The following is a 26,421-nucleotide window of genomic DNA, read 5'->3' as shown; positions in this document are numbered from 1 at the left end:
TACATAACATATTGATGCCGCCATCCAACAAAACGGATACCGATTACCCATAAAAAATACCCGCCAGAAGTCCAGGCGGGTATTTTTAAGATTCAACGTATTATTTCTTTTTATAAATATCAGCCGTACCATGAATTTTATTTTCTGTCTGCCCGGAGGTGAGTACCACCACATCCGCACCTTTTTCATCTGCTTTTTTGATTAAATCTTCTCTGGCATCCAGCGGTGACATTTCTCCGGTAGTAGAAATAGTGCCAATTTTTGTGTAATCCGAGGAAACTTTATCAAAATCTGCTTTTTTCATGATTTCTGCAGCATAAACGTTTGTCATAACAAACGCTAACGCGCCAAGCATAACTTTATAGCCCGTCTTCATAGTAAAACCCTCGTTTTTGTTATTACGCCATCATTGCTTTATCAGAACAAAACATACCGTTCAGACTCCTTAAATAAGTAGTGTAGATTGTTGGAAAAATCCAGTCAGGCGATGTTGTGATGGCGTAGCGAGAGGAATTAAAAAGCCCCTGCTTTGTGATCTCACTCGCAATCAATAAGTTTGACTATTTATAAGATAAAAATTATTTCCGGGATTACAGGAATCGTTGTCTATGGAGCCGCTGCATGCTGTCGTGCTTACCGTTAGTTTGTTTGTTTTAACTTTTTTTAATCCGGGCGCAAATCTGTTTGTGGTCGTACAAACCAGTCTGGCGTCGGGACGACGGGCTGGCGTAATCACTGGTCTGGGCGTCGCCACTGGAGACGCTTTTTATTCCGGGTTGGGACTTTTTGGATTGGCAACGCTTATTACGCAGTGCGAAACGGTATTTTCTGTTATCAAAATGATCGGCGGCGTCTATTTATTATGGTTCGCCTGGAGCAGTATTCGCCACCAGGCGACACCTCAAATGAGTACACTCCAGGCCCCCATTGCCGCGCCATGGATAGTCTTCTTTCGCCGGGGGTTGATGACGGATTTATCTAATCCACAAACGGTTCTTTTTTTTATCAGTATATTTTCGGTAACGCTTCACGCGGAAACGCCTGGCTGGGCAAGAGTGATGGCCTGGGCCGGGATTGTGCTCTCCTCCGTTATCTGGCGTGTTTTTCTTAGCCAGGCCTTCTCACTGCCCGCTGTCCGGCGCGCTTATGGGCGTATACAACGCATCGCCAGCCGCGTTATTGGCGCTATTATTGGTATGTTTGCGCTCCGACTTATCTATGAGGGCATGACGCATCGATAGGCATTGACAAAGACGCGCTTTCGCCAGAAAACGAAAGCGCGTTCAGGTGATATCAATCAAGAACGGAATCCAGCGGAGGTCATAAGTAGCCGGAATAGCATCCCGACACCTGCCAGCAGAAGCACGCTGGCGCACCATATCGCCACCATCCAAACCACTCGTTGCGACCATTTTTTCACTTTAGCCATCAGTGATATCCCTCTCCATGCCGAACTTTTCCACGGAAAACGTAATAGCTCCAGAAGGTATAAGCCAAAATGATCGGAATGATTACCAGCGCTCCAACCAGCATAAAGCTTTGACTTTGTGGCGGCGCAGAGGCGGCATACAGCGAAATATCCGGCGGGATAATGTTTGGCCAGATACTGATGCCTAACCCGCTGAACCCCAGGAAAATTAACCCTAGCGTGAGGACAAACGGACGCGCATGAGATTGAGGATTTTTCACGCTGCGCCATAGCCATGCGCTAAAGATCAATACCAGTACTGGTACCGGCAAGAAGTAGTATAAATTAGGCAACGTGAACCAGCGCTCGGCGATAGCACTGTGGGTCAGCGGCGTCCATATACTGACGCCTCCCATTACCAGCAACAGGGCGATCAACAGCGGGCGCGACAGTTCACACATCCGGCTATGCAGCGGATCTTCGCTTTTCATAATGAGCCAGGTGGCGCCCAATAATGCATAGGTGATGACCAGTCCCACACCGCAGAACAGGTTAAACGGCGTCAGCCAGTCAAGCTGTGAACCACTAAAGGTTCGCCCCTCTACCTGAAAACCGCTCACCACAGCGCCTACTACAACCCCCTGGGCAAAAGTTGCCAGAATTGACCCCACGATAAAGGACTTATCCCAAAAGGCGCGATGCGACTCGGTGGCTTTAAAGCGGAATTCAAAGGCGACACCGCGAAAAATCAGGCCAAGCAGCATTATCACCAGCGGGATAGTCAGCGCATCCGCGATAACAGCATAGGCCAACGGGAATGCGCCGAACAGGCCAGCGCCCCCCATGACCAGCCAGGTTTCGTTGCCATCCCATACCGGCGCGACCGAGTTCACCATGACATCGCGATCGTGTTTATCACGAATAAACGGAAACAGGATACCGACCCCCAGATCGAAACCATCCATGACGATATACATCAGCGTGGCGAATACAATAATGGCAAACCAGATAACCGGAAGATCGATGGTCATTCGCGTTTCTCCTGCTCAAGCGATTCCCCTACGGCAGAGATAGGACGCGCAGGTCTGCCATCGGTTTCAGCGGTCGGTGTCTCCGTCGGCTGCGGCCCTTTCTGGATAAGGCGAATCATATAAATATACCCCACCCCAAACACCAGGGAATACACCACAAAGAAGGCCAACAAACTGATGCTCATTTGCAATGTACTGTGCGCGGAAACCGCATCACGCGTCCGTAGCAGGCCATAAACCACCCACGGCTGGCGTCCGACTTCGGTAGTCACCCATCCGGCAAGGATGGCGATAAGGCCGGATGGCCCCATCCATAATGCAAAGTGCATAAAGGGGCGCGATTGATATAGTCTGTGTCGGTATCGTAGCCACAAACTGGCCAGCCCCATCAGGATCATCAGTACGCCCATCCCCACCATAATGCGGAAAGACCAGAACACCACAGTAGAGTTAGGGCGATCCTCTTTAGGATAATCCTTGAGCGCTGGCACTTGTTTATCCAGGCTATGCGTCAGGATCAGGCTGCCCAGTGCCGGGATCTCAAGCGCATAACGGGTTCTTTCCGCTTCCATATCCGGCCAGCCCACCAGCGTAAGCGGCGTTGGTTCGCCGGGCGTATTTTCCCAGTGACCTTCAATCGCGGCAATTTTGACAGGTTGATGCTTCAGGGTATTCAGGCCGTGCATATCGCCAATCAATGCCTGAACGGGCGCCACCACGACGGCCATCCATAACGCCATCGAGAACATTCGGCGAATAGCGGGTGTATTGTTGCCTTTCAATAAATGCCACGCGGCGGACGCGCCGACAAACATCGCGCTACTTAAAAACGCCGCCACCGTCATATGTAGCAGACGATACGGGAACGATGGGTTAAAAATCACCGCAAACCAGTCTACCGGAACAACCTGACCGTTGTGAATTTCAAATCCCTGCGGAGTATGCATCCAACTGTTGGAGGCCAGGATCCAGAACGTAGACATTAAGGTTCCCAACGCCACCATACAGGTTGATAAGAAGTGCAAGCCAGGCCCGACTTTATTCCAGCCAAAAAGCATCACGCCTAAAAAGCCCGCTTCAAGAAAGAATGCGGTGAGCACTTCATAGGTCAATAAAGGCCCGGTAATACTCCCTGCGAACTGGGAGAAACCACTCCAGTTTGTTCCGAACTGGTAAGCCATAACCAGACCGGAGACCACCCCCATTCCGAAGTTAACGGCAAAAATTTTCAGCCAGAACTGATAGAGCGAGCGCCAGACAGGATTACGCGTTTTTAGCCATAAACCTTCCAGTACCACCAGGTAACTGGCTAAGCCAATCGTAATCGCGGGGAAAATAATATGAAAAGAGACGGTAAAGGCAAACTGGAGTCTCGCTAAAAAGAATGCATCAAACTCCATGTTCCCTCCCGTTTATAGACAGTCACTTTGCGTAAAATATTCACTGTTCGCAACCAAATTGAAACGAAACGGTTATTTTCCCCAAACGTAAAAACGTCGGGGGAATATCCAGATAAATTAAGACTTTTTCTTCGGTTGGCTGTCTGGCTTATCGCCAGACTCAGGCGCTTCGGAGGGGTCATCTTTTTCGACAGCGAAACGGTAGTATTTATCTAGCATAACATGTCTCCCTTATTTATATTCAATGGGTAATATCTACCCAGCCATTATGAAAAATAACGGCAAAACAAAAGCACCAGCACGCTCAAGACTATTTGCAATTTCAGCAAAATACCCTTAGCTGAAAGTTAAGAATAGACGTAAAACGATAACCTTCAAGTCAACGTGGTTTAAGGAGCTAATGATTAGCGAAGGGAGAATAACCGAAGCGTTCGCGGCGCTCCGGCTATTTTTTAAGTCTATCAAGCAGATAACCGCAAGGCGTCTTCCGAATCCTTTAGTTTGTCTTCCCCGCAATCAAGTCATTGATCGTAGAAAAAACCGCCGGTGCGCTGGTTGCTTCCGAAAATTCGATATTGATATTTTGACGACGCAGCATATCAAAGAATTTACGTTGCGCATCAAGGATAACTTTATCACCCACACGCATATTTTCTGCTTTCGTTTCAACCAGTAAATAAACGCTGTCGGCGTCCTGGCGCTCAATACGGTACACAAAATCCGGCGTGGTGGAGCCGCCGGTGTATTTCGGGATCTGGATGGCCCGCCGGGGCAATTTGCCAAATACAGAGACCTGCTGCGGATAATCATGCTTTAATAGCGGCAATTCGGGATCGACGCTGTCATACCGCAACGGTGGTAGCTGGTAGAGAGAACGGTGATCATCTATCGCATTCACATCGACATTTTTACCCACAATTTCAGCGCTAATTTCCTCTCTGAACTGCCGGGTAGTAGAATCAAACACCGACGTTGAAGCCTGAAAATTAAGAGGCAGATAGTCGTGGCGCTGTGCAAAATGATCGTTGATGTGAGCCAGTAAAGCACGCGCAATATTATTCAAAGAGATCTCGCTTAAATAGCGTGAATCTCCCTGCAAAACGTCGCGTAGCATCGCCATTAACACCGGGTGCAGAACGTTCACCGGCAGACTGGTGCGTAACACCAACTGTTTAAGGAAATGACCGTATTTCATTCCTGCCATAAATTCGCTGGAGGCTAATTCTCCCTCACGTTGCGCCACCTCAAAGCGGTTATTATCCTCACTCGAAACCAACCGTTGTTGCATCTGGCTCGGCTTCTGGCGAACATACAGCGCCGGGTCACGCAGAACCTCGGCGGCAATCTGTTCCAGTGACGAACTGCTACGCTCGAATTGCAACATATAACGGCGGGAAAACGCCTCCCAGACACCGCGAAGTTGTTCCCAGTTTTCTTTACGTAACCTGACCCGCAGGCGGGAAGCGGGTTTGTTGTCACGAATGCGATCTGCACGCACGCGCGCCTGCGTCAACTCAGAATAAAATTCCAGCAACCACGCAAAGCCGCTTTTGGTTTCTCCGTTAAGCGTCACGCTGGGTTTAAATTCATTGCTCCGGTTGATGAGGTTTTTATCATCCAGATCTTCCAGCAAACGAAGCTCTGTAAAGGTAGGGTCAATTTTCTGCCGCTCAGTGACAATGAGTTTGATCATCGCATCATCCAGTTTCTGCTCATTGAGCTGAACCTTGCTGTCGCGGTTAATCTCATCGACCAACATACTGGCAAACGCTTTTTCATCATAACCAATCAGAAACGCCAGCCGGGACGGCCACTCTTCCTGCTGAACGCGATGACCGTTTTCATCCACCGGTAACCGCAGACCGCGTCCCACTTCCTGAATTTTGCTCGACTCACTTCCGGAAGAGCGTAATTTGGCAATGACAAAAACATTCGGATTATCCCAGCCTTCGCGAAGCGTCCATTTTGAAAACAGAAAGCGACGCGTTTCCCAGTTGCCGTGACGGTCTGTAAAACTAAGCAACTTTTCTTTATTTTTCAGAATATCATCGACTTCTGCCTGGATTGCCTCATCGCCGCTGCCCCGGTCTTCGCCAAAATAACCGGCGTGGACGTTTTGATTAGCGGAATGCAGGCTGGCAAGCGTGGCCTGCAGGAATGACAGATACTCCACTTCACGCGGCAATGTCTTACCTTGATAGGTCTCAATCAGTTGCGTCAGTTTCTTTTTCAGCAAACGCTCAAACGTGACTTTCAACCAGCCTTCATCATCACGATAACTTTTAATGCTATCAATAAAGAAAAGGCTTAACGTTTTAATTCGCGGAGCATTATTTTCTCTCTCATTACTGCGTAAGAAATTTACCTGCTCGGTGTCGAAATGCTTATCGATAGCATCCTGTATAATCAGTTCCTGATAGCTCGCGCCAAAAGTTCCAGGCACCAGAGCCATTCCCGCTTCCAGCTCCAGATCGTTCGACAACATTTTACTGCCGACATATACAATATTACCTTCAAATCCCGCATCGACATCGGCGAGATTTTCGCCCACACCGACCTCTTCAATTTTGCTCCCCTGTCGGAGAACTAATTTCTTTGCCGTGACGCTATCAACAATATAACGATTTTTGGCCTGATCTTCAGGGAGATTAGGGTAATAAATATCAATGCCCTTCACTAGACCATCGTTAAAACTATCTACCGCATTGAGGTCAAACTGCGGTTTCCGTCGGTAATAATCTTTACGAACGCATTTATTTTTACCCTTGCCTTCAACAATATCCGGGAAGGTGGCGCCAAAACGCACGATCATTTGTGGCTGAATGGCCTGAATCGCTCTGTAGAATTTGTTATCTCGCGCAAAACGATGCGGTTCATCAATAATGACGACAGGCCGCGTCATTTGCAGCCCTTTAACTGGCGACGTCAACCCGCCCAGCAGCGTTTGATCGTAATCGTCTCGCGTCATACTGGCAGAATTTAGCATTTGCGCATTGATCAGTAAAACCTGAATCGTATGGCTATCGCGACGACTGGCATCGGTAAAACTTAATAGCTGGGCCGGGAAATTTTTGCGCCCCGACTTCACTTTAAAATCACCCGCATTGATAGTACACAATTCCATCTGCGTATTTTCATAGAACTGTGAAAAGTGCTGTCGGGCATAATCGCTGATGATAAAATTCCGCGCGCCTTCTTTAATGGCTGGGGTCGGCACCACCAGCACAAATTTAAAGAGGCCATATTGCTGATGTAGTTCATACATCAGCCGGGTATACACATAGGTTTTACCCGTCCCGGTCTCCATTTTAACATCAATATTGGTCTTATCGTCGTAGCGCCCGTTAATCAATGGATTCGAGTAGTGATTATGATCGGCCTGCGTGTAATCAATGCCAGTAAAACTCGCCAGAATTGCTGCTAACGCCTGCTCCTGATGGGGAAGTTCTTCCAGTAAGATATTCATTTTCATCCTCCCTTAATAACGCTTCACCAGGTTCACTTTTTGGTCGAGCTGTTTTAAGCCAATTTCAAGTTCACGAATGGATTCAAGGTCAAAAGAGTAGCCGTAAATGACAATGGTTTGCACCGGAAGCTGATGCGTACCAATTTGGTTAAGCAGCTCACGGGTCTGTTCTGTTCCCCATCTTTCATCAATGAGATACAGGCGCGTATCATCAACATACCTGCCGCAATAGCCGGAAAAATTAACGCACTGCACCTCAATATCCATTTTATAGCCATCGGCGACCAGCCATGTCGTTAATATCGTCTCTTCACCACCTGCGCCGCCCGGCACGCCCAATCCTCTGGCGGAAAAAGGATTGATCATGTCAGTAAATCCTGACTCGGTGAAAGCAGCCAGCTGACCGCTGGTATTGATAAAGTTGCCGGTAGCAATATCGAAGCTATCCAGATCATCCAGCGTCTGCTGTGTTGGAGTGGCAAAACGATAATGTTTAAAACCGAGATCGCAATTCGTTGCAGGATGGTTCGCGCGGATCTTCGCCGCCACGCGTTTAATTCGCTCGCGACAGATTTCATCAATGGTGTTATAACCCGCTTTTTTCGCGATACTGTTATTGCTCAATACCTGGTCGAGGGTACACAGAATAAACGCACGCTGTCCGCCGTCTTCTTCATTCAGTGCCATCACCGCATGGGCTGTCGTGCCGGAGCCAGCAAAAAAGTCCAGTACAACGCCGTCTTTATCGATAGCGAGTTTTATGATTTTCTTCAATAACGCGGTCGGCTTCGGTGTATCAAAAACATTGTCGCCGAAGATATCCAGGATCTCCTTTTTCCCCTCTTTATTCGAGGCCACATTATCCCAATAGTTGGTCGTCGGCTGGCCTTTACTATGATGTGCGTACATGACTCGCTGAGGAATACCGCCGTTATCTTTGCCAAAATAGACCAGGTTATCGTCCACCAGTTTTTGGTAGCTGGCCTCAGGATAAGCCCATAATCTTTCGTGTACCGTACCGTTGGGCGTGGTAATTTTATAGGAGTAGCCGCCGCCGCTCAGCCCTTTTGACACCGTTAACGGTACCGGGCGCCATTTTCCTGCCGGAAATTGTTTAGTCGGTTCTTTATAGGATTTCTGAATGTACTCTTTAGAAAGCGGCTCTAAACGTAAGGCGCCCTGACCGGTTTTGGCATAGACAATAATATATTCCCCCTGAATAGAGACATTATCAGAGTCGTTAGAAATTTCTTTTTTGCGCTTCCACATCACATTGGTGACAAATCCGCCTTCGCCAAAAATCTCATCCATCATTAATTTGAGATTGGCGTGCTCGTTATCGTCAATAGAGATAAAAATGAATCCCGTATCTTTAAGGAGTTTCCTGGCAAGGAAAAGACGCGGATACATAAAAGATAACCATGCGGAGTGCGTTGATTTACCCTGGATAGATTTTAAGCGTGCCAGTTCAGTATCGTTAAGACCAAACATATCCTGCAACGCCCGATCGCTATATTCAAAATGATCGGGATAGACAAACCCGTCCGAGCCCGTGTTATATGGCGGATCGATATAGATCACATCAACAGTACCGGCGTAGTTATTTTGCAAGTGGCGTAAAACGTCCAGATTATCGCCGGTCAGAAAAAGGTTATGGCTGTTTTTGTTTTCCGCCAGTGTATTGTGTTCCACGTCAGGAACGATAACAGTAACAGATTTTTCACCCGCCTGTTTTTTTGCGTAATCTTTGCCAATAAAATCAATCTGGTAACCGCTGGTCAGTTCATCGATATTACGCGCTCTTAGCGCGCGTTCAAATCTGGCGAGATCAAATCCGCCTTTCGCGATCAGCTCGCCTTGTGCATCATAGCGATCGGCAGTAAAGAATTCTGGCAATGCACGTTGTAACTCAGACAGAAAAGCGCTATTCGGGGCAACAGACTCGTTGTGTTTTTGGTTATCTTTCAACATGATATCTTCGCTCCGTTGATATTTTTAAGGTCTAACAAGCATTTTCTTATGTAAGAAAAAAAGATAAGCGATGATTGTAATGGTCACGAAAGGCAGATGCCATCATTAACCTTACTGTTCGTTGAAAGGATGAGGAAAATAGCGAGGAAAAGAGATGCTCCCGGTAAAGACATTCACCAGGAGCGTATCGCTTATGTGCGGTGACTGGCGGCTGACGCCGGGAGTGGCTCGCTCCCTTTACCGGAGAGGGTAACTCCCTGGGTCTCACGCCCAAACGCCACGAAGACACAAATTAAAATAGCGACCGCGCCCGCCACAATCGCCATTGCCAATCCATAATTTCCACCATGCGTTTCCGCAATACGGGCCTGTAGCGTAGCATTAACCGACGCCAGCAAATTGCCTAACTGGTAAACAAACCCCGGTAATACGGCGCGCGCATTCGCCGGGACCAACTCGTTCAGCCAGGTGGGGACGACTCCCCACGCGCCCTGCACCATAAATTGCATCAGGAATGCCCCCAGGCCAATAGTGAATGATCCGCTGGAAAATGCCCATAACGGAAGTACTGGCAACGCAAGAAAGGCGGCGATCATAATCGCTTTTTTACGCCCAATACGTTCTGATAACGTACCGAAGAAAATCCCGCCGAGCATCGCAGCGATGTTATAAAAAATGGCAATGATACTGACCAGGTGCGGATCAAAACCATGCTGCATTTTCAGAAAGGTAGGATAAAGATCCTGCGTTCCGTGGCTAAAGAAGTTAAAGAAAGCCATTACCAACACCAGATAAAGACACAACTTCCACTGCCTGCGCAGAACAGGAAGCAGCGCAGTACTCTCTTTACGCGCCCGGGCTGCCAGCCAGACGGGTGACTCCGGCACTTTGAACCAGATATAAGGCAGCAAAACAATGGGCAGAGCGCCAATCAGGAACATACCGCGCCAGCCCACCACACCGTAGAAGAGGCCAAAAATGACCGAGGCGAACAGATAACCGCAGGGATAGCCTGCCTGAAAAATTCCCGACATCAGACCCCGCGAGCGATCGGGGATGGTTTCCATCGCCAGCGATGACGCTACGCCCCATATTCCCCCCATCGCCACGCCGTACATCACCCGGAAAATCAGAAATGCCATAAAGGTAGGTGACCAGGCAGACAGCAGTTCAAAAACCGTAAAGAACAGAATATTGAGCATCAGTATTGGCCGACGTCCGTACTTTTCCGCCAGCCGGCCAAAAAGCAGCGCGCCAAGGGGACGTACCGCCAGAGTCAGCATAATCGCAATGGACACTTCCGATACGGAAGCATGAAACCATTCGGCGAGATCGCTGAGGACAAAAACAAGGATAAAGAAATCAAACGCATCCAGCATCCAACTGGTAAAGCTGGCAAACGCCACATGCCGTTGTGTCGTCGTCCAGTTCAGGGGGGTGTACATAGGTAGTGTCCTGCATCAAAAAAATAACATCAGGCTTTGAAATGACGAGACGCTAATAAACGTTCTCCTTCTCAAAGCGACGTAACAAGGTAGCGTTGCGCTACTTATTTGTTATGTTTTTGTATATAGCAGGTAAAATGTTAGCAAAAATAGACAAATCATTACATATTATTAACAAAGCTTACTGGCACATGATTTGTCACAGTTTTTATAGGGACTCTGTCATACAAAGAAAACCGGTCCGTCAGCAGACCGGTCGTGACTGGCGATTACTGCTCACGCGGCGGGAAACCGGCTTTTTTCAGAGCAGCGGTTATTTGCTCTCCGGCTACTGACGTTTCTACCTCCACCAGACGCGTCGCCGGATCAGTGATTACCGTTGCATCAGGATCGAGAGTCAGAATCGTCTTTTTTACCGTACTGGCGCAGCCGCCGCAGGTCATGTCATCAATATGGAACTGCATGTTGAACTCCTTTAGTGTGGGAACGCCTGCCAGTCTGGGCCTTGCCAGCGTTGTAAGGTCAAGCGCAATTTGCCCAAATATCACCAAATTTACAGCCGCTTTGCTAACCCATGACGACGAGAACGGCGTAATACCGCCCCCGTACGCGCTTCCGGCGCCGGCTCGTTATCGTCAGGCTGTCCAAGCGTATGCAGAATGGGACAATCAGGCAGCGCGTCGCCAGCGCAACAGCGAATCAGCGCTTTGAGCGTTTGCGCCATTTGCTGCATATTCTGGATGCGCCTGTCCAGCTCATCGATGTGCATCTGCGCCAGACGTTTAACGTCAGCGCTTTGCCGCGACTGGTTATTCCAAAGATTCAACAGGTCGCTGATTTCAGCCACTGAAAAACCGAGATCGCGTGCGCGACGTATAAAATGCAGTTGATTAATATCAGCCTGGGTATAGGCCCGATAACCAGCATCCGTCCGGCTTGCCGCGGGGATCAGACCAATCTGTTCATAGTAGCGAATCATCTTAGCGGAAACTCTTGATGCTTTAGCCGCTTTACCAATGTTCATCTCTCTCCTCCTCATGCTGTAGATGTGTCGGATGGGGTTGCCATTGGCGCCCGGAAACGACGCAGTCGCAAAGCGTTACCCAGCACAAATACGCTCGACATCGCCATCGCCCCCGCAGCGAAGACCGGTGACAACAAAATGCCCCAGACCGGAAATAGCGCGCCCGCCGCGACAGGAATCAACGCCGTATTGTATGCAAAGGCCCAGAACAGGTTCTGGTGGATATTGCGGATGGTTGCTTTAGACAGCGCGATAGCATTCGGCACACCTTGCAGATTGCCGGACATTAATACGACGTCGGCAGATTCCACCGCCACATCGGTGCCGGTACCGATCGCCAGCCCCACATCAGACTCCGCCAGTGCCGGCGCATCGTTGATACCATCGCCAACAAACGCTACCTGCCCATACGCCGCCTTAAGACGCCGTATCGCCTCTACTTTGCCTTCAGGCAGTACCTCGGCGACGACGTCATCAATACCTAACTGCCTGGCAATAGCCTGTGCCGTACGGGCATTATCACCAGTGATCATGGCGACCTTAATGCCGAGCTGATGTAAGGCGTTAATCGCGGCGGGAGTGCTGGGTTTGATCGGGTCGGCTACGGCAATGATCGCTGCCAGCTGTCCGTCAATAGCAGCATAGAGCGGCGATTTGCCTTCCTGCCCTAACCGTTCGGCAGTCCCGGCAAAGCCGTTAATCTTCACGCCAATTTCGCGCATATATCGATCGGCCCCCACGTCAACGCGCGTACCGGCAACGGTAGCGTATACGCCCATCCCGGTTACTGATTCAAACCCGCTCAGGGTGGGTAGCGCTATCCCCTCCTCTTCCGCCGACACAACAATCGCCCGGGCAATCGGATGCTCTGAACGCGACTCCACCGCCGCCACTTTCGCCAGCACATCACGACGTTCAAAGCCCACCGCCACGTCGAGATCGGTCAATACCGGGCGGCCTTCGGTGAGTGTCCCGGTTTTGTCTACAGCCACGACCTTAGCATCCCTGAGTAGCTGTAACGCCTCTCCCTTACGGAACAGCACGCCCATTTCCGCCCCACGGCCTGTACCAACCATAATGGAGGTTGGCGTCGCCAGCCCCATCGCGCAGGGACAGGCAATGATCAGGACCGCAACGCCATTGACCAGTGCAAAAGTCAGCGCTGGCGACGGTCCAAACGCCAGCCATACCACGAAGGTCAGTACGGCAATAAGCATTACTATTGGCACAAACCACAACGTTACTTTATCGACGACGGCCTGAATCGGCAGTTTAGATCCCTGCGCCTGTTCCACCAGGCGAATAATCTGCGCCAGCATGGTCTGCCCGCCGACAGCGGTTGCGCGCAGCGTGAACGCGCCTTTCTGGTTAACCGTGCCGCCCACCACCGCACTTCCTGCTGTTTTCTCGACCGGAATCGGCTCACCGGTAATCATTGATTCGTCAACAAAGCTACGGCCTTCTATTACTTCGCCGTCAACCGGTATGCGCTCACCAGGCCGAACCTCCACCCTGTCTCCCAGCACAACATCATCGACAGGGATATCCACGATGCGCCCCTCGCGTAAGACATGCGCGACCCGCGCCTGTAATCCCACCAGGCGTTTAATGGCTTCGGAAGTCCGTCCTTTCGCCCTTGCTTCCAGAAAACGCCCCAGCAGAATAAGTGCGACTATCACAGCGGCGGCCTCGTAATAAACGTTTACCGTCCCTTCAGGCAACAGATCCGGTGTAAAGGTCGCGACCAGCGAGTAGCCGAATGCCGCGGCAGTACCAACTGCAACAAGGGAGTTCATGTCCGGCGCCAGACGCGCCAGCGCCGGGAACCCTTTAAGGTAAAAACGGCGGCCGGGGATCGCCAGCACTAACAGGGTAAGAACAAACTGCCAATACCAGCTTTGCTGCAGACCAATGTTTTCCATCACCCATTCGTGCATTCCCGGAATAAGATGCGAGCCCATTTCAAGGATAAAAACGGGAAGCGCCAGTACGCAGGCCAGGATCAGATCGCGCTTAAGTCTGACACGCTCAACCACTTTCTTCTCTTCAGCATCATCTTCAGCGTGCCGTTCTGCCTCTACTGGCCGCGCCTCATACCCGGTTTTTTCAATTGCTGCGATTAACGCGGCTGGTGATGCTGTCCCACGAATGGTGGCGCGCTCCGTCGCCAGATTCACCGTGGCGTCCGCTACGCCTGGCACAGCCTTAATACCTTTTTCAACGCGAGCGACGCACGACGCGCAGGTCATGCCTTCAATAAGCAGACTTATCGTGTCGTGGCGGTTTTCTGACTGATTCATGACGAATTTCCCATCGTGACTATTCGGTATCAGAAAGCGTAAAGCTTGCCATTGTGGGAAGGTCAAGCTTATTCAGGCTGAGCGGCCCGGCCAGCATGAGAGATGTCTCACAAAAGCGTGAAGATGCAAGACAACCGCCATGCGATGCCGACAAGCCCCCTCGTCAAAACCCCGCCAGGATGCTTGACCTTTCCTTCGTTGTAACGTCTAGCCTTTGCCAAAAATACTGCGGCAGCGTTCTGGAATGGCCGGAAGGCTGCGGTAAAGAGGGAAACGACTATGCGTAGAGCATTTAAAATTACGTTGATAGCTGGCGTCATCGCCGCCATCGGCGGCGTTATTATCATTGCGGGCAAAGCATTATGGGATAAGGGCAACGCCATCGGAGGACCACCGGCCAGCGCGCCGCCGCCATCTGTACCGGTTGCGGAAGTCCTTAGCCGCCCGCTCACGCCGACCACGGAATTCACCGGTTTTCTGGCCGCGCCGGAGACCGTGGAACTACGTTCGCGCGTGGGCGGAATTCTTGAGGCCGTGAGCGTTCCGGAAGGACGTCTGGTTAATCGTGGTCAACTACTGTTCCAGATCGATCCGCGTCCGTTCCAGGTTGCCCTGGACACCGCCGTCGCGCAGTTACGCCAGGCGGAAGTCGTGGCCCGTCAGGCGCAGGCGGATTTCGACCGCGTTCAGCGGCTGGTCACCAGCGGTGCCGTTTCGCGTAAGAATTTTGACGATGCGGTCGCCACACGTAACGCGCAACGCGCGCAGGTACAGTCGGCAAAAGCAGCCGTCGCCGCAGCGCGCCTTGAGCTCTCCTGGACCCGTATTACCGCCCCCATTGCCGGACGCGTTGACCAAATCCAGGTAACTCGCGGCAATCTGGTCAGCGGCGGCGTCGCGGGTAATGCCACGCTTCTGACGACCATCGTGTCTCACGATCCCATGTATGTGTACTTCGATATTGACGAAGCGACCTGGCTGAAAGCGGTGCGGCACTCCCGCTCCGACACAACCCCGCGAACATCGCCGCTACGGGTCCGCATGGGCTTAACCACGGATAACGGGCTGCCTTATCAGGGAGAACTCGACTTTGTCGGTAACCAGATAAACCGCAGCACCGGCACTATCCGTGCGCGCGCCATTATACCTAACCCCGACGGCATCCTTTCCCCTGGTCTGTTCGCCCGGGTCAGTTTGCCCACCGGCGAACCGCAGGAAACCGTATTGATTGACGACCTGGCCATTGGAGCCGATCAGGGAAAAAGCTATGTGTTAATCGTCGGAAAGGAAAATCAGGCTGAGTATCGTCAGGTCGAGCCTGGACAAATGGTCGATGGGCTCCGCGTCATAACCCAAGGATTACAGCCGGGTGAAAAAATCATTCTTAAAGGTCTGGTACGTCCCGGTATGACGGTCGCGCCGCGTCTGGTGCCGATGCGGCAAAACGAAGCGGGCAAACAGACCGCGACCCTGGCTAAAGCGGGCGGCGACAGCGTGTCGAAGGCGGTGCGCCAATGAAATTCACCCACTTTTTCATCGCGCGTCCTGTCTTCGCCATCGTCCTGTCACTGTTAATGCTGCTGGCTGGCGCTATCGCTTTTTTAAAACTGCCGCTCAGCGAATATCCGGCCGTTACGCCGCCCACAGTACAGGTTACCGCCAGCTATCCCGGGGCCAACCCGAAAGTCATTGCCGATACGGTAGCCGCGCCGCTGGAGCAGGTGATCAACGGCGTTGATAATATGTTGTATATGAATACCCAGATGGCCATTGATGGCCGAATGGTCATCTCTATCGCCTTTGAACAGGGTACCGATCCTGATATGGCGCAAATCCAGGTGCAAAACCGGGTATCACGCGCGCTGCCCCGTCTGCCCGAAGAAGTCCAGCGAATTGGCGTGGTCACAGAGAAAACGTCACCCGATGTGCTGATGGTCGTACATCTTGTCTCGCCGCAAAAACGTTATGATTCGCTCTATCTGTCTAACTTCGCCATCCGGCAGGTTCGTGACGAACTGGCCCGTTTACCCGGCGTCGGCGATGTTCTGGTCTGGGGGGCTGGCGAATATGCGATGCGTGTCTGGCTGGAGCCTGCAAAAGTCGCCAGTCGCGGTCTCACTGCCAGCGATATCGTTACAGCGCTGCGGGAACAAAACGTGCAGGTTGCCGCAGGATCGGTCGGCCAACAGCCAGAAGCTTCAGCCGCCTTTCAGGTAACAGTGAATACTCTGGGCCGTCTGACCAGCGAAGAACAGTTCGGTGAGATTGTGGTAAAAATCGGTGCTGACGGCCAGGTGACACGTCTGCGTGACGTTGCCCGCGTCACTTTGGGTGCCGATGCCTATACGCTGCGCAGCTTACTGAACGGCGAAGCGGCGCCTGCGCTGCAGATTATCCAAAGTCCGGGTGCTAACGCGATCGATGTCTCTAACGCGATTCGTGGCAAAATGGATGAATTGCAGCAAACCTTCCCACAAGATATCGAATACCGAATCGCTTATGACCCTACGGTCTTCGTGCGCGCATCGCTGCAATCGGTAGCGATTACGTTGCTTGAAGCTATCGTGCTGGTTGTTCTTGTCGTGGTGCTGTTCCTGCAAACCTGGCGCGCATCTATTATTCCGCTGGTGGCGGTTCCTGTTTCCCTGGTCGGCACCTTTGCGCTCATGCATCTGTTTGGTTTTTCACTTAATACACTTTCGCTGTTTGGTTTAGTCCTGTCGATAGGCATCGTTGTGGATGACGCCATCGTCGTGGTCGAAAACGTGGAGCGGCATATCTCACAGGGTAAAAGCCCCCGAGAGGCTGCGCTAAAAGCGATGGATGAAGTCACCGGCCCCATCCTCTCAATCACCTCGGTGCTAACGGCGGTCTTTATCCCCTCCGCATTCCTGGCGGGCTTGCAGGGCGAGTTTTATCGTCAGTTCGCGTTGACCATTGCTATTTCGACCATTCTGTCGGCGATTAACTCGCTGACACTCTCCCCTGCCCTTGCCGCTATTTTACTCAGACCGCATCACGATACCGTGAAGGCGGACTGGTTAACACGGCTAATGGGCGTCGCACTTGGTGGTTTTTTCCATCGCTTTAACCGTTTCTTCGACAGCGCTTCGAACCGCTACGTTGGCGCCGTCCGTCGGGCCGTGCGCGGCAGCACTATTGTGATGCTGCTCTATGCAGGCTTTGTAGGGCTAACCTGGCTTGGTTTCCATCAGGTGCCGAACGGCTTTGTGCCCGCGCAGGATAAATATTTTCTCGTCGGCATCGCCCAGCTTCCGAGTGGTGCGTCGTTGGATCGCACAGAGGCGGTCGTAAAACAGATGTCCGCTATCGCGCTGGCCGAACCCGGCGTTGAAAGCGTCGTCGCCTTTCCCGGCCTGTCGGTAAACGGCCCGGTGAATGTGCCAAACTCGGCGCTGATGTTCGCCATGCTGAAGCCCTTTAATGAGCGTGAAGCTCCTTCTCTTTCCGCTAACGCGATTGCCGGAAAGCTAATGCATAAATTTAGCCAGATTCCCGACGGATTTATTGGCATCTTCCCGCCACCGCCCGTCCCGGGGCTCGGCGCGACTGGCGGATTTAAATTGCAGATCGAAGATCGTGCGGAACTGGGGTTTGAAGCGATGGCCAAAGTACAAGGCGAGATTATGAATAAGGCAATGCAGGCGCCGGAACTGGCCAATATGCTGGCCAGTTTTCAGACAAACGCCCCACAGTTGCAGGTGGATATCGACAGGGTGAAAGCGAAAGCAATGGGCGTATCGCTCACCGACATCTTTGAAACCTTACAAATTAACCTCGGCTCGCTTTATGTCAACGATTTCAACCGTTTTGGCCGCACCTGGCGGGTTATGGTGCAGGCCGATGCGCCATTCCGTATGCAGCGCGAGGATATTAGCCTGCTTAAAGTCCGTAATGCGAAGGGCGAGATGATCCCGCTGAGCGCTTTCGTCACCATCACGCGTCAGTCGGGACCAGACAGAATCATCCATTACAATGGTTTCCCGTCAGTAGATATTAGCGGCGGCCCGGCGCCGGGCTACTCCTCCGGCCAGGCGACGGACGCGATTGAAAAAATCGTGCGTGAAACGCTGCCGGAGGGAATGGTCTTCGAATGGACCGATCTGGTTTATCAGGAAAAACAGGCTGGCAACTCTGCGCTTGCTATCTTCGCCCTGGCGGTACTGTTGGCCTTCCTGATTCTGGCGGCGCAGTATAACAGTTGGTCGCTACCTTTCGCCGTCCTGCTGATTGCGCCTATGTCGCTACTCTCGGCCATTATCGGCGTATGGGTATCCGGCGGAGATAACAATATCTTTACGCAGATTGGCTTCGTGGTGCTGGTTGGCCTGGCGGCCAAGAATGCCATTTTGATTGTCGAGTTTGCCCGCGCCAAAGAACAGGAAGGCACAGACCCTCTGGGCGCCGTACTGGCAGCGTCTCGCCTACGTCTGCGTCCAATCCTGATGACCTCCTTCGCCTTTATTGCAGGAGTAGTACCGCTGGTGCTCGCTACGGGGGCCGGCGCGGAAATGCGACATGCCATGGGTATCGCCGTGTTTGCTGGCATGTTGGGAGTAACGCTATTTGGCCTGTTATTGACACCCGTCTTTTACGTGATAGTTCGCAGGCTGGCGTTAAAGCGTGAAGCCCGACAGAACCGTATTGGTTCGCACGATCAGCAAGCATAACGATGGGGGTGGCATAATGAAGATCATTTTTACACGCTATCGGCAGGCTACCACGCTGTCGACACTTGCTTTCGTCACCATGCTTGCTGGCTGTACGATGGCGCCGAAGCATGAACGTCCTGCATTACCGACTGCGGTGGTCTATCCCTACGAAACGTCAGCCGTTTCAGGCGCGCCGGGTGCCGCTGACATTGGCTGGCGTGATTTCTTCGACGATCCGCTTCTACAGGAATTGATCGAGATAGCATTACGCAATAACCGGGATTTACGTAAAGCAGGTCTTAATGTTGAAGCAGCCCGGGCGTTATACCGTATCCAGCGCGCAGAGATGCTGCCGAATCTAAGCCTCTCCGCTACTCTGGATGCCAGTCGCACTCCCGCCGATCTCCGCGCCACGGACGCGCCTGAGATGAACCGGCGCTACGAGGCAACAGGAACAACGACCGCCTGGGAGCTGGATCTCTGGGGGCGTGTGCAAAGCCTTAGCGAGCAGGCATTAGCCACCTATATGGCGCTTGACGAGACGCGCATTGCGACGCAAATGAGTCTGGTTTCTGAAGTTGCCAGCGCCTGGCTGACGCTACGGGCTGACAGAGCGCTTCTGCGCTTAACCGAGGATACCCTTGTCGCGCAAAGAAAATCATACGCACTGACGGCCCAACTTGCCCGGACAGGCAATGCCACACAGCTCGATCTGCGTATGGCAGAGATCGCGCTACGTTCTGCTGAAATCAACCGCGCGGCATATACACGACAGCTCGCGCAGGATCGCAACGCACTGGAATTACTGTTAGGCCAGCCACTCACGCCAGAACTGTCACGTCGGCTAAACGAACCGGCCACGCTTACGGAAAGCACGCTCCCCGGCACGCTGCCGGGCGGATTACCATCAGAACTGTTGATTCGCCGTCCTGATATTCGCGCTGCCGAACACAAACTACGCAGCGCAAATGCCCGGATAGGCGCGGCGCGGGCCGCTTTCTTCCCCACAATCAGCCTGACGGGGACAGCTGGAACGGCCAGCGCGTCTCTTAATGGGCTCTTCGAACCGGGATCAGGAAGTTGGCGTTTTCTACCACAAATAACCTTGCCTCTCTTTTACGGGGGCGCGTTACGCGCCGATCTGGATCTGGCGCATGTACAAAAACGGATTGAAATCGTCAGGTATGAAAAAACTATCCAGGAGGCCTTTCGCGAGGTCGCTGATGGTCTGGCGGGCCAAAACACGTTAAATGACCAGGTACATTCAGAACGACGTGCCGTTGAAGCCAGCCAAATCGCATATGAGTTGGCCGCACTCCGCTTTCAGGAAGGCGTTGATGACTACCTTACACTGCTTGAGACCCATCAAATGCTTTACGGCGCGCAGCAACGTCTGGTGCGTACGCGTCTCATGCAGCAGTTGAATATCATCAGGCTGTATAAGGCCTTAGGCGGCGGCTGGAGAGAATACAGCCGGGAAAGAACAGGTTAACCAAAGATAGCGCACGCACCGACAGCGCGGCGCGTGCGCTAAACAGAATACATTGCCTGCCGCTCCTTACCCTATGAGTAGCAGTGAGCTTATCAGCAGCAGCCCCGTTATCTGGTGCCGACTAAGGTAGACTGGTCATTCGCCCAGCCCACTGTTTATGTAAGAAGCGACATGATAGAAATCATGGTGCTTACTTCGCATCCGGACAAATATGGGAGCACCATAACCTTTGCATAAGGAAGACACTTAGAGGTTTATGATTTCTTAAAGCAGTCAGTATCATCCTGAACCTGATCCATGTCACTCTCTTTTCACGTTACACCTGGTCACTCTTAAGCATGGGCATTAAAAAACTGGCACACGCATCAATGGTAAGTTCCGGGTATTCCCTGACATAACCATGAAGCATGTATTTTCCTTCTGTTTCATTTGAATATTGCATTAAGAGTTCCAGTTCATAGTCATTCTCTATACCCAGAACAGAAGGTATACCGTCATAATAGCGGGTAATTCGTAAAGTCATCTCCGGGCGAGCCAGTTTGCCCTGATAAACAAAACCGATATCCCCACCATTAACCAGCCCACAACAAAGAACTAAAATACCTTCGCCAACTGAGCCTCTATTGCTGGTGAATGCCACGTGATACACACCATCTTTCATTTTTTTCTCAACTGATCAAATTTACTGGTAAATCCCTGCCTCGTATCTACTTAGCCCTTCCATGTTCTACTGATTCATAATACGGTATTTATACTCACAGGAAATTATCTCATTCTGAATATAGATAAAAAAACAGATACCTGCTGTTCTTTTTCCAGCACAAGACAGCCCTGTTGGTTTATTTTCTCTCGAATGAATATTGCTGAAGCGTTATTCTTACTAAAATCCCTCGATAAATATTGTAGCTACCTGTTTCTATTCCAAGGAGAGCCAACCCTTTATATTTATGCACGCTAACATTTCTTGTTGAAATATTCAATAACGTAGCAATCCTCTTGGCTGATAAGCCATGTGATAGCATGATCAATATTATTCCAGATTGTTCCTCCAGGCCATGATGGGAAAACATTTGGTATAAGTACCCATTAAGATGGTATATCAACTCATCAGCACTCGACATTTCTGATGATACCGTTCTATGGTGTTGGATTTTTTTATTAGTGCTTTTAACTCTTATAAAATCTGATAACATCATCTGGGTTTGTATAAGCGATTTATCCTTCCATGGATAGAATATTATATTACCGATTAAGAAATATAAAGGTATCATTCTATCTGCATAGTTAAATTTTTGTCCAAAAAATAGCACAGGTCGATGTTGCAAATAGGGTCCAAGCAGGGATATTAAAAAAACACTTTCATGAGGATGTATCCCCAGAATGACTGGTGCAGTCGTGTATTCTGACAACAACTCGACCAGTTCCTCTGGTGAAAAACATGTCATAATATGAGTTTTTGGTGATATATGCGCATACAAGCCCGCAATCGCACAAGTTTCTGGCCATCGCAAAGAATATACAATAATACATTGATTATAATTCATCATCTCCCTCCTTCTTTGCACGCCGCATTGTAATAAGCGTATCCCAGATGTTTGCCCCGCCAGACATACCGTTTCCTACACGTGAACGATAGGCTCCCATAACGCCTCGTTCACCCTTAGGCGGGGCTCTTTCTATACTCTGGTCCTGCGATTCTATGATGACATTTTCTACCCATATTTCATTGTACAGGTGTTGTTTTCCTTCCCCGGACGATATCTGCTGGCGCGATCGAAAATGGATATGCTTTGGACGACGCGTCATGTATGAAAGCTGAAAGGATGCCCTTCTTACTGGCATCGAAAAAGCATGGGCAATATCATTACGATTAATCCATCGGTTTTGTTGCTGGCACCATAAAGCAATTATTATATAAAGAGGTTGTTTGCTATATTGTGAAACACTTTCAGGTATAATTGTATTTTCATGGTTGCTTTGATTTGGCTTTTTCAAGTAACGCTCTTTATGATTCATATTTTTCGCTCCATGGTGTAAATTGCTGCAAAATTTAATAAACTACGATTCTAGTTATTTTGGACGTAGTGAGCCATGCTACATCTTGTCTGGGTTAAATCTAAGGGTCAGATTTAAGCTGGCTTCCCGATCGAGCTCAAAATCGGATGGGGATACAATCCGGGTGTTATCAATTAAATATCGAATCAAAACGTACAAAACTGGCATACAATATATATCGCCTTTCATTCCCTCTTTGGCTATCTTTTTACCACTTATTTTAAAACAACTAAAAAGCTCTTGTCCGTTTAATTGGCTAATGATCATGTCTGTGAGAAAATTTATTTCAAGTTTACTACTCTCAGGACATAACAGTAACTCCATTAATTTCAGTAGTCGCTTTATCTTTCGGTCTCCAACAGACTCTCTCCATTGATAAAAACTACCTACATTCATGTCACTTAGTAGCATTTTTGCGCGATGAATTACCTCAAGCCAAAATGCCTCTAATTCTTTCTGTCTGACATCGCTCATCAAACACCATTTACTCACAAGACAATAAAGCTCCCTTAGGAAATATCCTATTGACGTCAGGGATAATATTTAAAGCAAAAAATATCTATCGGAATGATAGCCAATATGCATCAATAACAAGCATAGAAAATTTTGTGACTGCTAATACACCTCTTAACGTCAAAATCCCCTGATATAAAAGGCTTCTGTATAGTCTGAACTGCTACGCCAGTTATTGCAGAACATCATGGTAAATTACCAGATTTATCATAACTACAGGCAATGATGTTATCCAGGACAACATCATCTCCATACTTATCAATATGTTTATAAAGGATATTTTTGATTTCCGCGAATGATTCAGGGGGTGATGATTAGCCTTTTACTCAGTATTTTCGATCGTTACGATATAATTTTCTTGCTTTAAATATTATATAAAAAATGCTTAGGATTTTTCTCAAGTCGACGACTTTTCGTCTACAGAATAAATGTTTACAACATATTTGTTCTTCTCTTGAACGGAATAGCTATATATGAAAGCAAATAACATAATCCTGTCAGCATTTATTACTGGCGTTCTTACAGGCAGTACGGCATTGGCGGCGGCACCTACAGGATCTGATTTTGGCCATGGAACCTTGCACTTTACTGGTAGCGTGATTAACTCTCCATGTAGTGTAGCTCCGGGTGATGAAGATATTAACGTTTCGTTAGGCCAGGTTGCTAACAAGGTCTTAGAAGCTGGCGCTGGCTATTCTCTCACACAGCCAATAACAATTCATCTGCAAAATTGTGACTTAACTGCGCATTCTGGAGTAACCAGTGGAACAGGAACAGTTGACTATCCTGCATTCTCTAAAGTTACTGTTCAGTTTGGCGGAACAGCAGACGCCACTCAATCTGAATTGTATGCAAATACCGGTACTGCACAAGGCGTAGGTATTCGTCTGATGGATACCATGGCGGGTAATGTAGCACTGAAAGCAAATGATGCCTCTGCGGATCATGGTCTGACGCCAGGTGACAATATGCTGAAATTTGGTGCCCGTATTGAGAAAAATGGTAATGCTGTTGCGACAGGGACTGTTGCCGCCGATGTTACTTATGCGCTGAATTACAAATAATATTTCTGTAATTATTAATTCTAAATACGTCAAAATAAGATATTTGTTCCGAATAATATAAATAAGACATATTTATACATGAGTATTAAACCTTCATATCTCGCATTGCTGTTGGTAATTTATTTTCCTGTGGTGAATGCACAGAGTGTTGAGTTTAATACTCATCTTTTAGAAACAGATAACAGAGCTAATGTAGATTTATCCGCTTATTCCAGGGAAGGATATGTGGCGCCTGGAGAATATCTGCTCGATGTTGTTGTCAATGGCAAGGAAATCAAAGAACAGCAATTAGTAAACTTTTATCTCAATAATGATAAAAGTAACAGTTACGCTTGTCTTACACAACCATTGGTTGATTTGATAGCGCTTAAAGATGACGTCAAAAACAATCTTTCTTTTTATCCTGGAACGCAATGTGTTCATCTATCCAACGCCGAAAGACATGTTGTGTATTCGCCTGACAGCCAGACATTATCTATTACTGTTCCGCAAGCCGATCTTCTTTACCAGGATGATGAATGGTCTCCGCCAGCTCAGTGGGATAATGGGATAAATGGTTTTATTTTTGACTATAATCTGCTTGCCAGTCGTTACATGCCACATCAGGGTAACGTAAGCAGTAATTACAGCTTATATGGTACGTCAGGGTTAAACCTTGGTGCCTGGCGTTTACGTTCTGACTATCAGTACAATACGACAAGGGGAAATAGTAACAATGAGTCTTCATTAACCTTGCCACAGACCTATCTCTTTCGCCCTCTTCCTTCACTACAGGCCAGACTGGTAATGGGGCAAACGTATCTGAACTCTGATATCTTTGATTCGTTCCGTTTCGCCGGGGCATCGCTTAATAGCGATGAACGCATGTTACCACCGTCGTTACGGGGTTACGCTCCACAGATAACCGGTATCGCACAAACTCATGCTCAGGTCACCGTATCGCAAAACGGGCGAATTCTCTGGCAGTCACAGGTGCCAGCAGGTCCGTTTATTGTCCCTGGACTAAGTGAAACGGTTCGGGGAAACCTTGATGTTACCGTCCGCGAAGATAATGGACAGATTCGTACCTGGCAGGTCAATACCTCCAGTGTCCCGTTTCTTGCCCGTAAGGGAAACGTGCGTTTTAAAGCTGCGGTCGGAAAACCGTTAACATGGGAAAATAACAGCCATACCGTCGAGCCACTGTTTACTACTGGCGAGATGACATGGGGAGCATTCAATGATACCTCCCTGTATGGCGGCTTTATTGCCAGTAATGGTAGTTATCGCGCACTGGCGTTGGGTATCGGCGAAAATCTGGGGGTACTCGGCGCTGCATCATTTGATGTTACGCAATCTGTGGCACAGGTGAGCAACCAGCCTCAACAGACGGGTTATAGTTACCGTTTTAATTATGCCAAAACCTTTGATAAAACCGGTAGCACCATTGCGTTTGCGGGCTACCGTTTTTCAGAAAAGAGCTTTATGTCAATGAGCCAATATATAGACCGTTCAAGTGGCTATAGTGACTCACTGGCAGAAAAACAGAATTATATCTTTACGTTCAATCAACCCATTAGCTCACTGGGGCTGAACGTGTTGTTCTCCATGAGTCATCAGAACTACTGGAACAGCGCTGCCAGTGAAAACTATACCGTCTCATTAAATAAAATTTTTAATCCAGGGCCTTTCCAGGGGGCAACCGCCTCCCTGTCTCTGGGACGGAATCGTACCTTACTCAACGAACAGGACAATCAAATTTATCTCTCGTTAACCCTGCCGTGGGGTCTGCAACGCCAGATCAGCTACAGCGTGCAACATGACAGTAATGGGCGCATGAACCAGACTGCGACTCTGTATAACCGGCCATCAGATAAAACCGCCTGGAGTCTGGCAGTGGGTCAGCAGCGCAATGATGGTCAGAAGGGAACGTTGCTGAACGGCAATATTCAGACAACTACGCCGTACGGTCAGGGTAATGCAAACCTCAGCATACAGAGTCAGGACTATAAAAATCTTGGGCTCAGCTGGTATGGCTCATTCACGGCCACGCGTTATGGCGCCGCCTTCCATCAGAGTATGGCGGAGAATGATCCCAGACTGATGGTTGATACCGGGAATGTAGCGGGGGTGCCGGTTGATAATGATAAAAGTATTACCAACCGTTTTGGTATTGCGGTGGTACCAGCAGGCTCAAGCTATGAACGCTCAGATATTGCAGTTGATATTACTGCTTTGCCTTCGGATATCAGTGTTTCAGGGAATGTTATCAGTAAAGTGTTGACCGAAGGGGCTATCGGATATAAGAAAATTTTGGCAATAAAGGGAGGCCAGTTAATAGGAAGCATCCGTCTGGCAGATGGTTCATTTCCACCACTCGGCACACAGGTGAAAGGTGATAAAAATAAAATTCTGGGAATTATAGGGGATCAAGGGTTCACCTATCTTTCTGGTATCAGTGAAACAGATCGTCATGATGCTAAAGTCGTCTGGTCGCAGGGACAGTGTACATTACAGCTGCCTGAAACCGCAGATTTAGCGTCAGGCGTATTGCTATTGCCTTGCCATTAATGGAGATCATGAGTGTTATCTACATGTTA

21 protein-coding genes are annotated in these 26,421 nt (G+C 49.6%); 6 read left to right on the top strand and 15 right to left on the bottom strand.

Annotated features, from left to right (window positions below; translation table 11 throughout):
• Positions 1-100: 100 nt before the first annotated feature.
• Positions 101-376 carry a DUF1471 family periplasmic protein YahO gene (gene yahO / locus SBG_RS01650; protein ID WP_000848023.1) on the bottom strand — a complete coding sequence of 92 codons (276 nt, stop codon included), beginning with the start codon at positions 374-376 and terminating at the stop codon, positions 101-103.
• A 232-nt stretch (positions 377-608) separates the two neighbouring features.
• Between yahO and SBG_RS01645 the strand changes: the two genes are divergently transcribed.
• Positions 609-1,241, top strand: a complete 633-nt coding sequence (locus SBG_RS01645; protein WP_000433506.1) for a LysE family transporter — start codon at positions 609-611, stop codon at positions 1,239-1,241.
• 56 nt (positions 1,242-1,297) lie between these two features.
• On the opposite strand, the gene SBG_RS01640 is transcribed toward SBG_RS01645, so the two are convergent.
• From SBG_RS01640 to golT, 10 genes are all read right to left on the bottom strand, one after another.
• Complete coding sequence (locus tag SBG_RS01640; protein WP_020842769.1) at positions 1,298-1,429, bottom strand: DUF2474 domain-containing protein; 132 nt, start codon at positions 1,427-1,429, stop codon at positions 1,298-1,300.
• The gene (gene cydB / locus SBG_RS01635; protein WP_000151053.1) at positions 1,429-2,439 is read right to left on the bottom strand and encodes a cytochrome d ubiquinol oxidase subunit II; all 1,011 of its coding nucleotides are present in this window, start codon (positions 2,437-2,439) and stop codon (positions 1,429-1,431) included. The genes SBG_RS01640 and cydB overlap by 1 nt, the downstream gene beginning before the upstream one ends.
• Entirely contained in the window at positions 2,436-3,839 is a 1,404-nt protein-coding gene (locus SBG_RS01630) for a cytochrome ubiquinol oxidase subunit I (protein WP_000393714.1), read from the bottom strand. The genes cydB and SBG_RS01630 overlap by 4 nt, the downstream gene beginning before the upstream one ends.
• 117 nt (positions 3,840-3,956) lie before the next feature.
• Positions 3,957-4,058, bottom strand: a complete 102-nt coding sequence (ssaA, locus tag SBG_RS01625) for a small effector SsaA (protein WP_000884894.1) — start codon at positions 4,056-4,058, stop codon at positions 3,957-3,959.
• Positions 4,059-4,335: 277 nt separating this feature from the next.
• Positions 4,336-7,305, bottom strand: coding sequence for a type III restriction-modification system endonuclease (locus tag SBG_RS01620; protein ID WP_001023604.1), 2,970 nt, complete (start codon positions 7,303-7,305; stop codon positions 4,336-4,338).
• A gap of 12 nt (positions 7,306-7,317) precedes the next feature.
• On the bottom strand, positions 7,318-9,276 hold the full coding sequence (locus tag SBG_RS01615) for a site-specific DNA-methyltransferase (RefSeq protein ID WP_000910355.1): 1,959 nt from the start codon (positions 9,274-9,276) through the stop codon (positions 7,318-7,320).
• Between the two features lie 191 nt (positions 9,277-9,467).
• On the bottom strand, positions 9,468-10,721 hold the full coding sequence (locus tag SBG_RS01610) for an MFS transporter (protein WP_000288511.1): 1,254 nt from the start codon (positions 10,719-10,721) through the stop codon (positions 9,468-9,470).
• A gap of 269 nt (positions 10,722-10,990) precedes the next feature.
• Positions 10,991-11,185 carry a heavy-metal-associated domain-containing protein gene (locus tag SBG_RS01600; RefSeq protein ID WP_001159472.1) on the bottom strand — a complete coding sequence of 65 codons (195 nt, stop codon included), beginning with the start codon at positions 11,183-11,185 and terminating at the stop codon, positions 10,991-10,993.
• Between the two features lie 89 nt (positions 11,186-11,274).
• Positions 11,275-11,745 carry an Au(I) sensor transcriptional regulator GolS gene (gene golS, locus SBG_RS01595; RefSeq protein ID WP_001020591.1) on the bottom strand — a complete coding sequence of 157 codons (471 nt, stop codon included), beginning with the start codon at positions 11,743-11,745 and terminating at the stop codon, positions 11,275-11,277.
• A gap of 11 nt (positions 11,746-11,756) precedes the next feature.
• Complete coding sequence (golT, locus tag SBG_RS01590) at positions 11,757-14,045, bottom strand: gold/copper-translocating P-type ATPase GolT (protein ID WP_001076402.1); 2,289 nt, start codon at positions 14,043-14,045, stop codon at positions 11,757-11,759.
• A gap of 279 nt (positions 14,046-14,324) precedes the next feature.
• Between golT and SBG_RS01585 the strand changes: the two genes are divergently transcribed.
• The 3 genes from SBG_RS01585 to SBG_RS01575 are packed head-to-tail and all read left to right on the top strand — an operon-like array spanning position 14,325 to position 20,210.
• Entirely contained in the window at positions 14,325-15,563 is a 1,239-nt protein-coding gene (locus SBG_RS01585) for an efflux RND transporter periplasmic adaptor subunit (protein WP_001250375.1), read from the top strand.
• On the top strand, positions 15,560-18,736 hold the full coding sequence (mdsB, locus tag SBG_RS01580; RefSeq protein WP_000673165.1) for a multidrug efflux RND transporter permease subunit MdsB: 3,177 nt from the start codon (positions 15,560-15,562) through the stop codon (positions 18,734-18,736). Before SBG_RS01585 ends, mdsB begins: the two co-directional genes overlap by 4 nt.
• Positions 18,737-18,752: 16 nt before the next feature.
• Positions 18,753-20,210: an efflux transporter outer membrane subunit gene (locus tag SBG_RS01575; RefSeq protein WP_000691230.1), complete on the top strand. Its 1,458-nt coding sequence runs from the start codon at positions 18,753-18,755 to the stop codon at positions 20,208-20,210.
• A 316-nt stretch (positions 20,211-20,526) separates the two neighbouring features.
• Here the strand turns inward: SBG_RS01575 and SBG_RS01570 are convergent, their stop codons facing one another.
• The 4 genes from SBG_RS01570 to SBG_RS01555 form a co-directional block, all read right to left on the bottom strand.
• Positions 20,527-20,871, bottom strand: coding sequence for a GrlR family regulatory protein (locus SBG_RS01570; protein ID WP_000651477.1), 345 nt, complete (start codon positions 20,869-20,871; stop codon positions 20,527-20,529).
• 178 nt (positions 20,872-21,049) lie between these two features.
• Positions 21,050-21,757, bottom strand: coding sequence for a LuxR C-terminal-related transcriptional regulator (locus SBG_RS01565; RefSeq protein WP_141024918.1), 708 nt, complete (start codon positions 21,755-21,757; stop codon positions 21,050-21,052).
• Positions 21,744-22,226 (bottom strand): CaiF/GrlA family transcriptional regulator, encoded by a 483-nt coding sequence (locus SBG_RS01560; RefSeq protein WP_001015732.1) that lies wholly within the window; start codon positions 22,224-22,226, stop codon positions 21,744-21,746. Before SBG_RS01560 ends, SBG_RS01565 begins: the two co-directional genes overlap by 14 nt.
• 78 nt (positions 22,227-22,304) lie before the next feature.
• Positions 22,305-22,739, bottom strand: coding sequence for a hypothetical protein (locus SBG_RS01555; protein ID WP_001286315.1), 435 nt, complete (start codon positions 22,737-22,739; stop codon positions 22,305-22,307).
• A 512-nt stretch (positions 22,740-23,251) separates the two neighbouring features.
• Here SBG_RS01555 and SBG_RS01550 point away from each other — a divergent pair.
• Both SBG_RS01550 and SBG_RS01545 read left to right on the top strand, forming a co-directional pair.
• On the top strand, positions 23,252-23,842 hold the full coding sequence (locus SBG_RS01550) for a fimbrial protein (protein ID WP_000646707.1): 591 nt from the start codon (positions 23,252-23,254) through the stop codon (positions 23,840-23,842).
• Positions 23,843-23,926: 84 nt separating this feature from the next.
• Positions 23,927-26,392 (top strand): fimbria/pilus outer membrane usher protein, encoded by a 2,466-nt coding sequence (locus SBG_RS01545; RefSeq protein ID WP_024134949.1) that lies wholly within the window; start codon positions 23,927-23,929, stop codon positions 26,390-26,392.
• The last annotated feature ends 29 nt before the right edge of the window (positions 26,393-26,421 follow it).

It is taken from the genome of Salmonella bongori NCTC 12419 (genome assembly GCF_000252995.1).
Classification (GTDB): domain Bacteria; phylum Pseudomonadota; class Gammaproteobacteria; order Enterobacterales; family Enterobacteriaceae; genus Salmonella; species Salmonella bongori.
Note: the sequence above shows the minus strand (reverse complement) of the source record. Positions and strands in the feature narration are given on the sequence as shown.

Coding starts and splice junctions, on each gene's coding strand:
- SBG_RS01620 (WP_001023604.1), bottom strand. CDS start 7,305: ATGAATATCTTACTGGAAGAACTTCCCCATCAGGAGCAGGCGTTAGCA.
- SBG_RS01560 (WP_001015732.1), bottom strand. CDS start 22,226: ATGAATCATAAAGAGCGTTACTTGAAAAAGCCAAATCAAAGCAACCAT.
- golS (WP_001020591.1), bottom strand. CDS start 11,745: ATGAACATTGGTAAAGCGGCTAAAGCATCAAGAGTTTCCGCTAAGATG.
- SBG_RS01630 (WP_000393714.1), bottom strand. CDS start 3,839: ATGGAGTTTGATGCATTCTTTTTAGCGAGACTCCAGTTTGCCTTTACC.
- SBG_RS01615 (WP_000910355.1), bottom strand. CDS start 9,276: ATGTTGAAAGATAACCAAAAACACAACGAGTCTGTTGCCCCGAATAGC.
- SBG_RS01600 (WP_001159472.1), bottom strand. CDS start 11,185: ATGCAGTTCCATATTGATGACATGACCTGCGGCGGCTGCGCCAGTACG.
- SBG_RS01555 (WP_001286315.1), bottom strand. CDS start 22,739: ATGAGCGATGTCAGACAGAAAGAATTAGAGGCATTTTGGCTTGAGGTA.
- SBG_RS01570 (WP_000651477.1), bottom strand. CDS start 20,871: ATGAAAGATGGTGTGTATCACGTGGCATTCACCAGCAATAGAGGCTCA.
- mdsB (WP_000673165.1), top strand. CDS start 15,560: ATGAAATTCACCCACTTTTTCATCGCGCGTCCTGTCTTCGCCATCGTC.
- SBG_RS01645 (WP_000433506.1), top strand. CDS start 609: ATGGAGCCGCTGCATGCTGTCGTGCTTACCGTTAGTTTGTTTGTTTTA.
- SBG_RS01565 (WP_141024918.1), bottom strand. CDS start 21,757: ATGATGAATTATAATCAATGTATTATTGTATATTCTTTGCGATGGCCA.
- golT (WP_001076402.1), bottom strand. CDS start 14,045: ATGAATCAGTCAGAAAACCGCCACGACACGATAAGTCTGCTTATTGAA.
- ssaA (WP_000884894.1), bottom strand. CDS start 4,058: ATGCTAGATAAATACTACCGTTTCGCTGTCGAAAAAGATGACCCCTCC.
- SBG_RS01575 (WP_000691230.1), top strand. CDS start 18,753: ATGAAGATCATTTTTACACGCTATCGGCAGGCTACCACGCTGTCGACA.
- SBG_RS01640 (WP_020842769.1), bottom strand. CDS start 1,429: ATGGCTAAAGTGAAAAAATGGTCGCAACGAGTGGTTTGGATGGTGGCG.
- SBG_RS01585 (WP_001250375.1), top strand. CDS start 14,325: ATGCGTAGAGCATTTAAAATTACGTTGATAGCTGGCGTCATCGCCGCC.
- cydB (WP_000151053.1), bottom strand. CDS start 2,439: ATGACCATCGATCTTCCGGTTATCTGGTTTGCCATTATTGTATTCGCC.
- yahO (WP_000848023.1), bottom strand. CDS start 376: ATGAAGACGGGCTATAAAGTTATGCTTGGCGCGTTAGCGTTTGTTATG.
- SBG_RS01550 (WP_000646707.1), top strand. CDS start 23,252: ATGAAAGCAAATAACATAATCCTGTCAGCATTTATTACTGGCGTTCTT.
- SBG_RS01610 (WP_000288511.1), bottom strand. CDS start 10,721: ATGTACACCCCCCTGAACTGGACGACGACACAACGGCATGTGGCGTTT.